Source organism: Synechococcus sp. N19 (genome assembly GCF_900474045.1).
In the GTDB taxonomy this organism is placed as follows: domain Bacteria; phylum Cyanobacteriota; class Cyanobacteriia; order PCC-6307; family Cyanobiaceae; genus Parasynechococcus.
The window spans coordinates 220,547-233,784 of the sequence record NZ_UCNR01000015.1 but is presented as its reverse complement, the minus strand read 5'-3'; the positions used below and the strand labels follow the sequence as shown (position 1 = coordinate 233,784).

Here is a 13,238-nt window from a genome sequence, read left to right as displayed (position 1 = left end):
GATGACCCACCCTCTCAAAGCCGTGCTCGCACAGGTGGGACCGTCGAGCTGTCCCACCACGCACAACTTCCACTGCCACACCATCTGCAGTGACGGCAGCCTCGAACCGCTCGAGCTCATCCAGCAGGCCACCGAGCGGGGGCTCAAGCACCTGGCGGTGACGGATCACCACAGCAGCCATGCCCACGGGGAGATTCAGGTCTGGCTGGAGCAGCAGCGAGCCTGTGGTGTTGAGGTCCCCACGGTGTGGAGCGGCATGGAAATCAGTGCACTGCTGAAGGGGTGCCTCGTTCATGTGCTCGCCCTTGGCTTCGAGCTCAACCACCCTGCGCTCCAGCCCTACAACCGTGGAGATGCCGTCGTCGGTGAACCGCTAAGGGCTGAGGTGGTGGTGAAAGCCATCCATGAAGCCGGTGGATTGGCAGTGTTGGCCCATCCCGCCCGTTACCGCCTGGGCCATGACGTGCTGATCGATGAGGCGGCCCGGCTTGGTTTCGATGGTGGTGAGGCCTGGTACGACTACGAGATGCAACCAACCTGGTCCGCTAGCCCTTTGATCTGCGAGGCCATCGATCGTCAGCTGAGCAACCTTGGCCTTTTGCGTACGTGTGGCACCGATACCCATGGAATTGACCTTTGCGGCCGCTAAGTTCATTCCATCTCAGTTCCGGTCGACATGGGCTTCTTGGATCGTCTGCTGAAAAAGGATTCCGCAGATTCCGACTCCACGATTCAGCCGCGCAAGCCGGCAAAGGAGAAGCCGGCCGAGTTCTTCCTTGATGCCGACGCTTCCTCCTCTCTCGGGGATGTGAACTACATGCGCGAGTCGAAGACGATTCGCCGTACCTTCCCCGGCACCGTCGACAGTCCTGGCACAAAGGAGCAGATCATGGAGGTGGCTGCCGAAACCGAGAAGCTTGAGAAGCGCAGCGAAGGCCTCGGTGGCGTCGTCAAGAAGGAGGAATCAATCAGCCTTAACGCGGGCATTCCCACGCCAGTGAAGAAAACCTTCGCTGAGCAGGTGAGCACCGAGGAGATGAGCAAGCGCCTCAAGGGCACGGCCATCACGGGTGTGAACACCCCTGCTCCCGCCGGAGCTGCTCCCCTCGGCCGTAAGGAAGAGCTGAACCCCAAGGAGGAACCGGTGGCCAAGGCGGGTTCCGCTGCGTCGTCCTCCAAGCCTGGATCGATCGATCCGTTCCGTCAGATGGTTCGCGACCTCAACAAATAGGGCTTCCCCGTTCAATCTGGGCTTCACTGCTGATCACCAGCTGTTGCAGGTGAAGCAGCTGGTCGTTCGTTGCTGACGTCCAAAGGCCTCGATTCGAGGCCTCCAGCAGCCGTTCGGCCATGTCCCTCAGCACCCAGGGGTTGCTCCCCTTGAGGAAGTCGAGGATTTCCGGCTGGCTGAGCCACTGTTCACACAGCGCGCCGTAACACCAATCGGGAACGCGATCGGTGGAGGCGTCGTAGGCAAAGAGGTAGTCAAGGCTGGCCCCCATCTCGAAGGCACCCTTGTAGCCGTGCTGCATCATTCCCTCGATCCAGCGGGGGTTGAGCATCCGGCTCCGCATCACTTTGTCGAGTTCCTTTTCGAGCCGTTGCAGGCGAGGCCGTTCGGGGCGGGAATGGTCTCCGAACCACAGTTGCGGCCGTGCTCCTGACACCTCTTCCACTGCGGCACTGAGGCCCCCCTGGAACTGGTAGTAGTCGTCGGAATCGAGCAGGTCGTGTTCGCGGTTGTCCTGGTTGTGGAGCACCACCTGCACCCTGCCCAGGGCTTGCTCGAGACCGGAACGATCAAGGCTGGGGGCAGCGGCACCGTCGTACGACCATTGGCTCCAACTGAGAAAGGCCTGGCCCAGGTCTGCTCGCGAGTCCCAGGCGCCACTGTCGATCAGGGCTTGCAGACCGGCTCCGTAGGCACCGGGGGCGGACCCATAAATGCGGCCCTGGGGCCCGCCTTGACGGGTGAGCTCAGCCAGGGGATTCAGTTCATCCGGTTCATCGAGGGCCGCCACCATCGACTGGGCCTGATGCACCCAGCCAACCAACTGGGGGAAGGCGTCGCGAAATAGCCCGGAGATGCGCAGCACCACATCCACCCGCGGTCGACCCAGCAAACGGGCTGGAATCACCTCCAGGTCCACCAACCTTCGGGTGGGGCCGTCCCAAACCGGTCGAACACCGATCAGGGCCAACAGCTGAGCGATATCTTCTCCGCCATTGCGCATCGTTGCTGTTCCCCAGACCGATAACGCCAGATGGCGCAGCGGTTCCCCCTGCTCCAGCAGATGGAGATCCAGCAACTGCTCCGCCGAGCGTCGCCCCAGATCCCAGGCGGCTTCCGTGGGCAATCCCCGCAGATCCACGGAGTAAAAATTGCGGCCGGTGGGCAACACATCGGGGCGACCACGACTCGGTGCTCCTGAGGGTCCCGCAGCGATGCGCTGCCCCTGAATGCCCCGCAGGAAGGCCTCTTTTTCAGCTGAGGCACAACCGTTCAAGCGGGGCCAAAGGTCGTCGTGCAGGTTCTGCAGGCAGGGATCCTTTCGGCTCCAGGTCCGGAACGGTTCCGCCAGTCCGTCCCCCTGTTCCCCATGGATGATCCATCGGATCAACAACTGGGCCTGCTGTTCCAGCCAGGCGCAACCATCCCCCACCCGTCGGCAGTTCGCGCCACCCAGCAGCCTCAGGCGGGTCTGATCCGCCTCCGAGAGCTTGTCGCCTTCGTCCTGCTGCCATGGATCAAAGCCCAGTTCTGCCTGCAGGGCCATGGCCTGCAGCAAGCCGGGCTGCCCCTGCCGGGGGGGACGGGCCAGGGCGACCAGCAGCTCATCGGCGGCTTCTGTCGATGGCGCCACACCAAACCGATGCAAGCCGGTGCGGATCTGCGATTCCTTGAGCTCGCAGAGATAGGTCTCCGCCTGGTCCAGACATGTCTCCAGCAGCTCCGGTTGGCGGCGTATGGCTTCTCGGCTAGGGATTCCAGGCCAGTTGAGGGACAGCAGGCTGGAATGCACTGCCTGTTCCAGCACCCGGGCCCGCTGGCCGCCCAGCTGCCGCACCTCCACCAGTTCATCAAGCAGGCCCTCCAACCGTTGCAGTGGTCCGTGCAATCCAGCACGCCCCAAGGGCGGTGTGAGGTGGTCCAGCACCACGGCATGACCCCGTCGCTTGGCCTGAGATCCTTCGCCCGGGTCGTTGACGATGAAGGGATAGAGGTGAGGGATCGGTCCCAGGGCCAGCTCGGGGCCGCAGGCATCGCTCAGCCCCACCGACTTGCCCGGCAGCCATTCCGCACTGCCGTGCTTGCCCACATGCAGCATCACCTGGGTCTGATGCACGCAGCGCAGCCAGAGGTACTGAGCCAGATACCGGTGCGGTGGCGGCAGATCCGGTGAGTGGAGATCGGCGATCTGATCGGCGTCATAGCCGCGATCCGGCTGGATCAGCACCACCACATGGCCGAAGCGCAGGCCATGAATGGCAAACCCCTTGTTTGGATCCAGATCGCAGGCGGCTTCTGGAGGTCCCCAACGGGATTCGATCAAGCGTCGAGCCGATTCCGGAACGCCGGCCCACCACTTCTGATAGGTGGTGAGGGGCAGATGATCCAGCGCTGGGCGGTGCTGTCCTTCCGGTGCATTGGTACGACCGGACAACAGCCGTTGCATCAGGCCATCGCCTGAATCCGGCAAGGCTCCCGAACCGAGGTCATGGCCGGCGTCAGCCAGCCAGCGGAGCATCCGTGCCGTGCTGTCTGGCGTATCAAGCCCCACGCCATTGGCCACACGACCGTCGCGAACGGGATAGTTGGCCAGCACCATCGCGATGCGCCTCTGGGCACAGGGGGTCTGTCGCAGCTCCACCCAGCGACGGCTGTGCTCTGCCAGCCACGCGAGTCCAGATGGATCCGGCTGCAGGCAGGGAATGGCCGTTGCCAGGGGGCCGGTGGTCTGCAGATGGTCACGAAAACCGCAGGGCCGCGTGGTGATTCGAGCATCCAGCTCCGGCATCACCACCTGCAACGACAGATCCATCGGATTCAGCCCCTGGCTGCTCTCCAGCCAGTGGGCCCGGCTGCGGCTGCTGCTGAGCAGCTGCAACACCGGTCGATCGAGACGATCCCAGAGAGGGCTGCCAAGGCCGGCCTGTTCGGTCTGCACCGAAGCAAATGACGTGCCCGCAATCACCAGCTCAGCATTTTGCTGATTCAACAGGTCGTGGACGCCTGCCTGCACCGCCGGGTTTCTCAGGCTGCTGACCCAGAGCAGACAGGGCCGCAGTCCCTCTTTTCGTAGTGCGGCCGTGAGGGCATCCGCCAGGGCAAGGTCTCCGGCTTGAAACTGAGCCCGATAGAGAACAATGCCCACCGCAGCCCCGGCTTCGTCGCGCCAATCCCAGGGCATCGGATCGGGGCAAGGCACCACCGCAACATTGCCGGGTGATGGAGGGGTGCCCTCCAGCAGAGCCTCGATAGCTCCGAGGAACCGCCCCATGTTGTCGATGCCCCCTTCCCGCAGCAGTGCCGACAGCTGATCGGCCAGTTCAGAACTGCAGGAGCCCAGCCCATGCAGCTCGTTGCTTTGATCAGCCGTTCCGGCAAGGACGATCAGTTGTCGCTGCTTTTCTTCGCTGCACCAGCGCTGCAGTTGCTCCAGGCCGTAGCTCCAGTGCCCACGGCTGCCGAGCAGGCGCACCACGATCAAGTGCGCCGCCTGGGCGGTGGTGTTGAGGTAATGGTCCAGCTGCGCTGGGTGGTCCAGACAGCTCAGGGGCAACGCCCGAATCCGCTCGTTCCAGGCCGGGTTGCTCGGCAGGCTTGCGTCCAGGCAGCTGATGTCTGTGCCTGCGCTGGTGAGGAACAGCACATCCGCGCCCGGCTGCTCCACGAGCACCACATCTTCCGGTGGGTCCAGACCCGGACAGGTGGCAAGGCGATGCATGACCCCATTCTCCGTGTCGTGGTGCGCGGTGGTGAGAAGATTCAGCGATCGGATCCATCACCGTGATGCATCAGTTCCTGCCCTATGCCTGGTTCCAGGGCCAGTGCGTCCCCTTCGAGGAGGCCAGGATCTCCATTGCCACCCATGCCCTGCACTACGGCACCGGTGCCTTCGGCGGCATGCGCGCCATTCCCGATCCCCAGAACAGCAACACCATGCTGTTGTTCCGTGCTGATCGGCACGCCCGGCGTCTCAGCCAGAGCGCCAGGTTGCTGCTCACGGATCTGAGTGAGGACACGATCCTCTCGGCTCTGACGGCAATGCTGCAGGCCAACAAGCCTGATCAGCCGATCTATCTGCGGCCCTTTGTGTACACCAGCGATCTGGGCATCGCCCCGCGCCTGCACAACATTGAGACCGACTTCTTGATTTACGGACTCCCTCTGGGGGATTACCTGTCTCCGGAAGGGGTGAGCTGCAGGATCAGCAGCTGGACCCGCCAGGAGGACCGCTCCCTACCGCTGCGCGGCAAGATCTCCGGCGCCTACATCACCAGTTCCCTGGCCAAGACGGAAGCCGTGCAGAGCGGTTTCGACGAAGCCTTGCTGTTGAACAGTCGCGGCAAGATCAGTGAAGCCAGCGGCATGAATCTGTTTCTGGTGCGTGATGGCCAGCTGATCACGCCTGGAGTTGATCAGGACATCCTTGAGGGCATCACCCGCGCCAGCGTGATTGAGCTGGCCAAAGCGATGGACATCCCTGTGATTGAACGTCCGGTGGACAAAACCGAGTTGTTCATCGCCGACGAAGTGTTCCTTTCCGGCACGGCCGCCAAGGTGACGCCGATCCGTCAGATCGAATCAACGGTGCTGAACGCCAAGCGTCCTGTGATGGATGCCCTGAAGGCCAAGCTCGTGGCGATCACCGAAGGACGGGATCCCGCCTATGAGCACTGGGTGACCCGTATTCCGATCTCCTAAATCAACCGCCTGAAGTTCGCCCTGAGCTTTTCTTAAGATCGGCGCTTCTAAGAAGGTGCATCGATGGTGGTGACGCAGGCAGATCGGCAAGCCACCACCTCTGCATTCCTCGAGTACCTGCATGGGCCACAGCGTCCTGTGCTCGTGTTCGACGGTGCCACTGGCACCAGCCTTCAGGGGCTTGGGCTTTCGGCGGATGATTTCGGTGGTCCTGACCTGGAGGGTTGCAACGAGAACCTGGTGGTCACCAAGCCGGATGCAGTCAGGGCAGTGCATCGCCAGTTCCTCGAGGTGGGCTGCGATGTCATCGAAACCGATACCTTCGGCGCTGCATCGATTGTGCTGGCGGAATACGGCCTGGAAGACAAGGCCTTTGAGCTGAACCAGCGGGCAGCCGAGCTGGCCCGGGAAATGGCTGATGAATTCAGCACCCCTGAGAAGCCACGTTTCGTGGCGGGCTCCATGGGGCCCACCACCAAGCTGCCCACCCTTGGTCATATCGATTTCGACACGATGCGGGATTCGTTCCGCGAGCAGGCTGAGGGACTGATCGCTGGCAACGTCGACCTGTTCATCGTCGAAACCTGTCAGGACGTGCTGCAGATCAAGGCAGCACTCCAGGGCATCGAAGCGGCCTTTGCCGCCACCGGTGAGCGGCGGGCCCTGATGGTCTCCGTCACGATGGAAACCACGGGCACCATGCTCGTCGGCACGGACATCGCCGCTGTGGTGTCGATCCTTGAGCCATTTCCGATCGACATCCTCGGCCTGAACTGCGCCACCGGTCCGGAGCAGATGAAGGAGCACATTCGCTACCTCTCTGAGCATTCCCCCTTCACCGTCAGCTGCATTCCCAACGCCGGACTGCCGGAAAACGTTGGCGGGGTGGCCCATTACCGCCTCACCCCGGTGGAGCTGAAGATGCAGCTGATGCACTTCGTTGAAGACCTTGGCGTGCAGGTGATCGGTGGATGCTGCGGCACCACTCCCGCCCACATCGGCAGCCTTGCGGAACTGGCGCAGGAGCTCAAGCCGGCTGAACGCCCCTCCCGCTGGGATCGTGCCAGCGCGGAGGATGTGCGCCCCAGCCTCAATTATGAGCCCGCAGCCTCATCGATCTATGGCGTCACCCCTTACCACCAGGACAATTCTTTCCTGATCATTGGTGAGCGGCTTAATGCCAGTGGCAGTCGCAAGGTGCGCGAACTGCTGGCGGAGGAAGACTGGGACGGGCTGGTGTCGGTGGCCCGCGGCCAGGTGAAGGAAAACGCCCACGTGCTCGACGTGAACGTCGACTACGTCGGTCGCGATGGCGAACGGGACATGCACGAGCTGGTGAGCCGTCTGGTCACCAACGTCAACCTGCCCCTGATGCTCGATTCCACCGAGTGGCAGAAGATGGAGGCGGGCCTGAAGGTGGCTGGGGGGAAATGCATTCTCAACTCCACCAACTACGAAGACGGTGACGAGCGCTTCTTCAAGGTTCTGGAGCTGGCCCGCCGCTACGGCGCCGCTGTGGTGGTCGGCACGATCGATGAGGACGGGATGGCCAGAACGGCCGAGAAGAAGTTCGCCATCGCCCAGCGGGCCTATCGCGATGCCCTCGAGTCCGGCATCCCTGCCCACGAGATCTTCTACGACCCCCTGGCCCTTCCCATCTCCACTGGCATTGAGGAAGACCGGCTGAATGGTCGCGCCACCGTGGATGCCATTCGGATGATCCGGGAGAACCTGCCCGGCGTGCACGTGGTGCTCGGGGTCAGCAATGTGAGTTTCGGCCTGTCACCGGCGGCTCGGATCACCCTCAATTCGGTTTTCCTTCACGATTGCTGTGAAGCCGGCATGGATTCGGCCATCGTCAGCCCCGCCAAGATCCTCCCGCTGATCAAGATCAACGACGACCACCAGAAGGTGTGTCGTGATCTGATCAATGACAACCGCCGTTTCGAGGACGGCATCTGCGTCTACGACCCGCTCACCGAACTCACCAAGCTGTTTGATGGAGTGAGCACCAAGGAAGCCCGTGCTTCAGGCCCCTCGCTGGCGGATCTGCCGATTGAGGAACGGCTCAAGCAGCACATCATTGATGGTGAGCGCATCGGGCTGGAGCCCTCCCTGGATGAGGCGTTGCAGACCTACCCCCCTCTGCAGATCATCAACACCTTCCTTCTGGATGGCATGAAGGTGGTGGGTGAATTGTTCGGCAGTGGCCAGATGCAGCTCCCCTTCGTGCTGCAAAGCGCCGAGACGATGAAATCCGCCGTGGCTCACCTCGAGCCGCATATGGAGAAAAGCGAGGGCGAGAGCACAAGCAAGGGCAAGTTCCTGATCGCCACGGTGAAGGGCGATGTCCACGACATCGGCAAGAACCTGGTGGACATCATCCTCACCAACAACGGTTATGAGGTGATCAATCTGGGCATCAAGCAGAGCTGTGAAGCCATCGTTGAGGCCCAACGTGAACATCAGGCCGATTGCATCGCCATGAGTGGTCTGCTGGTGAAGTCCACGGCCTTTATGAAGGACAACCTTCAGGCCTTCAACGATGCGGGCATTGATGTTCCTGTGATCCTCGGCGGTGCGGCACTGACCCCACGCTTCGTTCAGAAGGACTGCCGTGAGGTTTACGACGGCAAGGTGATCTACGGCCGTGATGCCTTCGCTGATCTGCGCTTCATGGATGCGTTGATGGATGCGAAGCGCAGCGACAACTGGACCAATACCAAGGGCTTTCTGGCTGATGCTCCCCAGGGGGTTGGCCTGGATGAAGAGTCGACAACCTCCGAGAACGCTGAGGAGACATCCACCTCCGCATCGGATGCTCCGGCTGCGGATCTGCCGCCGGTGAGCTCAGATCGATCCGACGCCGTCCCCGCTGAAACCGCACCGGTGCCGCCCTTCCTCGGCTCTGCGGTGATCACTGAGGCCGACATCGACATCGCCGAGGTCTTCCACTACCTCGACCGCAATGCCCTCTTCGCTGGCCAGTGGATGCTCCGCAAAACCAAGGAGCAGAGTCGGGACGACTACAAGGCGATGCTTCAGGAGAAGGCAGAGCCGGTGTTGCAGGAGTGGATGCAGCGCTGCATCAACGAGTCACTGTTGACCCCCCGGGCGGTGTACGGCTACTTCCCTGCGGGACGCGATGGCAACAGCCTGCGGGTCTTCGATGCCGACGGCACGCAGGAACTTGGGTGTTTTGAGCTTCCCCGTCAACGGTCTGGCAACCGCTACTGCATTGCCGATTTCTTCAACGATCTGGACGCTGAGGGACGCCCAACCGACGTGCTGCCGATGCAGGCCGTGACCATGGGCCAGAAGGCCTCTGTGGTGGCGCAGGAGCTGTTCAAGGGCGATCGCTACAGCGATTACCTGTACTTCCATGGCCTGGCGGTTCAGATGGCCGAAGCGATGGCCGAGTGGGTGCATGCACGGATTCGCTCGGAACTCGGTTTCGCAGATCCAGTTGGGATGCCCCTGCGGGATGTGCTGGCGCAGCGGTACCGCGGCAGCCGGTACTCCTTCGGCTACCCCGCCTGCCCGAATGTGGCCGACTCCAGGCAGCAGCTGGACTGGCTCGGAGCTGAGCGGATCGGCTTGAGCATGGACGCCAGTGACCAGCTCGAACCGGAGCAGAGCACCACAGCATTGGTGGCGCTGCACTCGCAGGCCCGTTACTTCAGCGCCTGAGCCCTGAGGGGCGTCCCATAGCCTGAGGCGCCCTGTTTGTGTTCACCATGGCCATTGCCGGACCGGATGGTGTTGATGCCGCCATCAAAGCTGGTGTGGATCTTGATGGAAGTCCAATCCCTGAAGCGATGCTCGCCCTTTACAACCAGGTGATGGATCTGGAAAGTCAGCGCGCCCGCAGTGGTGTTCTGAAATCGATGCGCAACAGGGTGGTCAAGACCGGAGCCAAGCATTTCGACCAGGAAACGCTCAATCAAAGGCTCCTTGAGGCCGGATGGGACGGTCTGAAGGACAAGGAGATCGCTTTCTTCTACGGATGATCTCCTGCTGACGGAGAAGCACCCTCTGCCTGGCTCAGTCCTGGCAGAGCTTCTCCATCGTGTCGATCACCTCTTGCTGGAACGATTCCAGGGCACTGGACTCGCTCAGATCAAGGCCTTCGCCAGCGGCGTTCTGGGCCAAGTCCTGGAAATGAAAGGCTCCCTCTCCATTGGCAAGGAACTCGATCGCCGAGCTTTCACCGCTCTCGCGAAACGCATCGCAGAGCGCCAGAAAAGCAGCGTCTTCAGTGAACTCCCAATCCATCGAGTGGACATGACTGAATGACCTTTAACCCGCTCCCCCAGGGGTTCGTCAACCGTCTGAAGTCAAAATGTGCCAGTCCTTGGGCAGACTCCCCCTCAAACGAGCGCTCAGATGTCCAGCAGCAGCCCCGAATTTCCGCCGGCCAGGAACGTTCTTGGCGACCCACTGGAGAGTTGCAGTTGTGAACCGATGACGGGTTGGTATCGCAATGGTCTCTGCCAAACCGATCCATCGGATCTCGGCCAGCACAGCATCTGCTGCGTGATGACCGAGCAATTTCTCAGTTACAGCAAGGCCCAGGGCAATGACCTGAGCACACCGATGCCCGCGTTTCAGTTCCCGGGCTTGAAACCAGGGGACCACTGGTGCGTCTGTGCACCGCGCTGGAAACAGGCCTACGACGATGGCGTCGCACCGATGGTGCGCCTGGAGGCCACGGAAGACACAGCCCTGACGGTTGTCAGCCTCGAGCAGCTGAAGCAGCACGCTCACCAATCGATCGACTGACTGTCCCAGGCGAGAAAGGCTCCTGATTGTTCCGGGGTCTGTTGCAGCAACACCTCAACCAACTGACGCGCAGCCCGTTCTGGAGTGAAAAGTTTGTCTGGTGCCACGAAGCTCTGGAACGGACGAGACAGGGCTGTGTCGGTCGTACCGGGATGCAACAGGCTCACGGTGGCCAATGGCCAGCGGCGGGCCCATTCAATGCTCAGGCAGCGCAGCAGCTGGTTCTGAGCCGCCTTGGCCGCCCTGTAGCCGTACCAGCCCCCAGTGCGGTTGTCGCCGATGCTTCCCACGCGAGCACTGAGGCTGGCGAAATGAAAGGGTTGATCCCGCTGCAGCAAGGGCTCGATCGCTTTTGCCAGCAGGATCGGTGCCATGGCGTTGATGCCGAATTGCTCCTCCAACTGAGAACGATCGATCTGTTGAAGACGTTTTTCCGGTTGAAGCCCAGGACCATGCAGACGGCCGCTGCAGTTGAACACCAAACGCAGGGGGAGCCCCTGGGCTCGCAGGCTTGAGCTCAGACCATCCAGATCACTGTCGTTTTGGAGGTCCAGTTGCAGTGAGGACGCCGGAGGTCCATGACGTCCAGCGGTCAGCACCTTCAGATCAGGGCAGGTGCGCTTCAGTTCTGCTGCCACCGCCGCTCCGATGCCGCCGGGGCCAACCACCAGAGCCAAGCCAGCCCAAGTGGTCGGAGCTTCTTCGACCATGTGAACTTGCTGCGAAGAGGAGACCGTCTAGCGGAAATCAGGCATCATCGGCTGGTGGCTCTGACAGCAGTTCTGGTGCCGATGCGCTGTCATTTCTGGCTCCCGGCCGCGATCGGAAGTCTTTTCATGGCGGCTTTGATCGGCTGGTTGGCTCGGCCGCTCTCACAGCGGCCTGATCAGCTCAGATCAAGCTTGGCTGATCTGTTCGATCACGATTCAACCGTTGGTTCGAGCGTGGTTCCAAAGGTGCCGCCTGGTGCTGACCATGTGCCCCTGGAGATCCGCGTCGGTTTGGTCAGCCAGAGCCCTATCACCGCCTTCCGACCCGGACCCAACGTGCTCTGTCGTCACCAGCACGGCGATGTGATCCCTGCCCAAGAGCTGATGAAGAGGATCGCTTCCTCACCTCAGCATGAGATTCATTGCTCCGGTGGACCTGTTCAGATCAACCAGCAGCATTATCAAGGCGATGTATCACTGGTGAAAGGCCAAGCTGATTGGTTCCCGGTGGTTTCGCTAGATCTGGAGACCTACGGGGCCTCAGTGGTTGGCGCCGAAATGCCCAGCAGTTGGCATGGGGAAGCCCTCAAGGCGCAAGCCGTTGCAGCCCGCTCCTATGCGATGGCCCATCTCGCTCGACCGGCAACGACGGCGTATCACCGGGGGTATACAACCCGTTGGCAGGTTTTTGCAGGAGAGCAAAGCACCACCCCGGCCAGTCGTTCAGCAACACGGGAAATCCGCGGGATCATCCTGAGTTACAGCGGTGGCATTGTGGAAAGCCTTTATGCGTCAAATGCGCAGGTGAGTGCTGAAGCCCATGGCCATCTCGGCGCCAGCATGAGTCAATCAGGGGCACAGCAACTTGCCCATCAGGGACTTCCCTTCAATGCCATTCTCGGCAGGTATTACGCAGGGGCCTCGCTGGCACGGTTGACATTGCATGACCAGTGAACTGCTTCGAAAAGCGATGGAGGTCACGGTTGCAGCGACCGCATCCGGAGCCCTTGTTCCGCTCGACACCTCATTGAGCCACCTGGTCGGGGAAAGCGGCTGTCGCTTTGAGTTGCGCCATCTCCTCAGCGCCACACCAAAACACCTTCGAGCATCGGGCCCAAAGCCGAATCCGTTTCTTCCCTGGGACCAACGTCTGGAGGTTGACCGGATCGGTGAATCCCATGTCGTGATCCTGAACAAATATCCCGTTCAGATCTCCCACATGTTGCTCATCACCCAGGACTGGCAACCCCAGACCGGTTGGTTGTCCTTGGAGGATTGGCGCTCCCTCGCCAGGATTGATGCCACGACGACGGGACTGTGGTTCTTCAACAGCGGGCCTGATGCCGGAGCAAGTCAGCCCCATCGACATCTGCAGTTGTTACCGCGCTCAGAAGGGGAGCGGATCTGTGCTCGGGACGATTGGTTCCGTTGCTGTGCTGCTGGCACAACCACGTCTGCTCAGGATCCTCTGTTGCGCAGTGCACGGGTCGCAGCGATCAGTTCAACCCTGACGGGTGAAATGCTTCAAGCGTTGTATCTCGCCCTGGCTGGAGACCTCGGTCTGGGGCACCCCAGCACCGATGCCTGCCCGCGAGGGGCTTACAACCTGTTGCTCACACGTCAGTGGATGGCCATGGTTCGCCGCAGAAGGGAGGGGATTCGCGGTTTCAGTGTCAACGCCCTCGGCTTCGCCGGATCGTTGTTGAGCACCGAAGCCTCCGATCGTCCATGGATTCAGCGTTCAGGACCGGAGGCCCTGCTTCAAGCTGTTGTCGACACGCAGGACTGAAAAGTTCAGTGGTGGCACAGATGCTGTG

General features: G+C 61.5%; 11 protein-coding genes. 8 read left to right on the top strand and 3 right to left on the bottom strand.

What is annotated here, in order from left to right; all coding sequences use genetic code 11:
• Nucleotide 1: 1 nt before the first annotated feature.
• Nucleotides 2-649, top strand: coding sequence for a PHP domain-containing protein (locus DXY02_RS09895; RefSeq protein ID WP_114989165.1), 648 nt, complete (start codon nucleotides 2-4; stop codon nucleotides 647-649).
• Between the two features lie 27 nt (nucleotides 650-676).
• Nucleotides 677-1,231, top strand: coding sequence for a hypothetical protein (locus tag DXY02_RS09890; protein ID WP_114989164.1), 555 nt, complete (start codon nucleotides 677-679; stop codon nucleotides 1,229-1,231).
• Here the strand turns inward: DXY02_RS09890 and cobN are convergent.
• The gene (gene cobN / locus DXY02_RS09885) at nucleotides 1,221-4,949 is read right to left on the bottom strand and encodes a cobaltochelatase subunit CobN (protein ID WP_114989163.1); all 3,729 of its coding nucleotides are present in this window, start codon (nucleotides 4,947-4,949) and stop codon (nucleotides 1,221-1,223) included. The genes DXY02_RS09890 and cobN overlap by 11 nt on opposite strands.
• A gap of 65 nt (nucleotides 4,950-5,014) precedes the next feature.
• Between cobN and DXY02_RS09880 the strand changes: the two genes are divergently transcribed.
• The 3 genes from DXY02_RS09880 to DXY02_RS09870 all read left to right on the top strand — a co-directional run bounded on the left by DXY02_RS09880 (nucleotide 5,015) and on the right by DXY02_RS09870 (nucleotide 9,939).
• Entirely contained in the window at nucleotides 5,015-5,929 is a 915-nt protein-coding gene (locus DXY02_RS09880; protein WP_114989162.1) for a branched-chain amino acid transaminase, read from the top strand.
• A 63-nt stretch (nucleotides 5,930-5,992) separates the two neighbouring features.
• Nucleotides 5,993-9,619 carry a methionine synthase gene (gene metH, locus DXY02_RS09875; protein WP_114989161.1) on the top strand — a complete coding sequence of 1,209 codons (3,627 nt, stop codon included), beginning with the start codon at nucleotides 5,993-5,995 and terminating at the stop codon, nucleotides 9,617-9,619.
• 47 nt (nucleotides 9,620-9,666) lie between these two features.
• Nucleotides 9,667-9,939 carry a DUF4090 family protein gene (locus DXY02_RS09870; protein ID WP_114989215.1) on the top strand — a complete coding sequence of 91 codons (273 nt, stop codon included), beginning with the start codon at nucleotides 9,667-9,669 and terminating at the stop codon, nucleotides 9,937-9,939.
• A 34-nt stretch (nucleotides 9,940-9,973) separates the two neighbouring features.
• Here the strand turns inward: DXY02_RS09870 and DXY02_RS09865 are convergent, their stop codons facing one another.
• Nucleotides 9,974-10,204 (bottom strand): hypothetical protein, encoded by a 231-nt coding sequence (locus DXY02_RS09865; protein WP_006851429.1) that lies wholly within the window; start codon nucleotides 10,202-10,204, stop codon nucleotides 9,974-9,976.
• A gap of 111 nt (nucleotides 10,205-10,315) precedes the next feature.
• Between DXY02_RS09865 and DXY02_RS09860 the strand changes: the two genes are divergently transcribed.
• Nucleotides 10,316-10,711, top strand: a complete 396-nt coding sequence (locus DXY02_RS09860; RefSeq protein WP_114989160.1) for a DUF2237 family protein — start codon at nucleotides 10,316-10,318, stop codon at nucleotides 10,709-10,711.
• Here the strand turns inward: DXY02_RS09860 and DXY02_RS09855 are convergent.
• Nucleotides 10,693-11,421, bottom strand: coding sequence for an SDR family NAD(P)-dependent oxidoreductase (locus tag DXY02_RS09855; protein WP_114989159.1), 729 nt, complete (start codon nucleotides 11,419-11,421; stop codon nucleotides 10,693-10,695). The genes DXY02_RS09860 and DXY02_RS09855 overlap by 19 nt on opposite strands.
• Nucleotides 11,422-11,475: 54 nt before the next feature.
• On the opposite strand from DXY02_RS09855, the gene DXY02_RS09850 reads away from it, so the two are divergent.
• Complete coding sequence (locus DXY02_RS09850) at nucleotides 11,476-12,375, top strand: SpoIID/LytB domain-containing protein (protein WP_244276256.1); 900 nt, start codon at nucleotides 11,476-11,478, stop codon at nucleotides 12,373-12,375.
• Nucleotides 12,365-13,210, top strand: a complete 846-nt coding sequence (locus DXY02_RS09845; RefSeq protein ID WP_170951553.1) for a DUF4922 domain-containing protein — start codon at nucleotides 12,365-12,367, stop codon at nucleotides 13,208-13,210. Before DXY02_RS09850 ends, DXY02_RS09845 begins: the two co-directional genes overlap by 11 nt.
• The last annotated feature ends 28 nt before the right edge of the window (nucleotides 13,211-13,238 follow it).

Coding starts and splice junctions, on each gene's coding strand:
- DXY02_RS09895 (WP_114989165.1), top strand. CDS start 2: ATGACCCACCCTCTCAAAGCCGTGCTCGCACAGGTGGGACCGTCGAGC.
- DXY02_RS09890 (WP_114989164.1), top strand. CDS start 677: ATGGGCTTCTTGGATCGTCTGCTGAAAAAGGATTCCGCAGATTCCGAC.
- cobN (WP_114989163.1), bottom strand. CDS start 4,949: ATGCATCGCCTTGCCACCTGTCCGGGTCTGGACCCACCGGAAGATGTG.
- DXY02_RS09880 (WP_114989162.1), top strand. CDS start 5,015: ATGCATCAGTTCCTGCCCTATGCCTGGTTCCAGGGCCAGTGCGTCCCC.
- metH (WP_114989161.1), top strand. CDS start 5,993: ATGGTGGTGACGCAGGCAGATCGGCAAGCCACCACCTCTGCATTCCTC.
- DXY02_RS09870 (WP_114989215.1), top strand. CDS start 9,667: ATGGCCATTGCCGGACCGGATGGTGTTGATGCCGCCATCAAAGCTGGT.
- DXY02_RS09865 (WP_006851429.1), bottom strand. CDS start 10,204: ATGGATTGGGAGTTCACTGAAGACGCTGCTTTTCTGGCGCTCTGCGAT.
- DXY02_RS09860 (WP_114989160.1), top strand. CDS start 10,316: ATGTCCAGCAGCAGCCCCGAATTTCCGCCGGCCAGGAACGTTCTTGGC.
- DXY02_RS09855 (WP_114989159.1), bottom strand. CDS start 11,421: ATGGTCGAAGAAGCTCCGACCACTTGGGCTGGCTTGGCTCTGGTGGTT.
- DXY02_RS09845 (WP_170951553.1), top strand. CDS start 12,365: ATGACCAGTGAACTGCTTCGAAAAGCGATGGAGGTCACGGTTGCAGCG.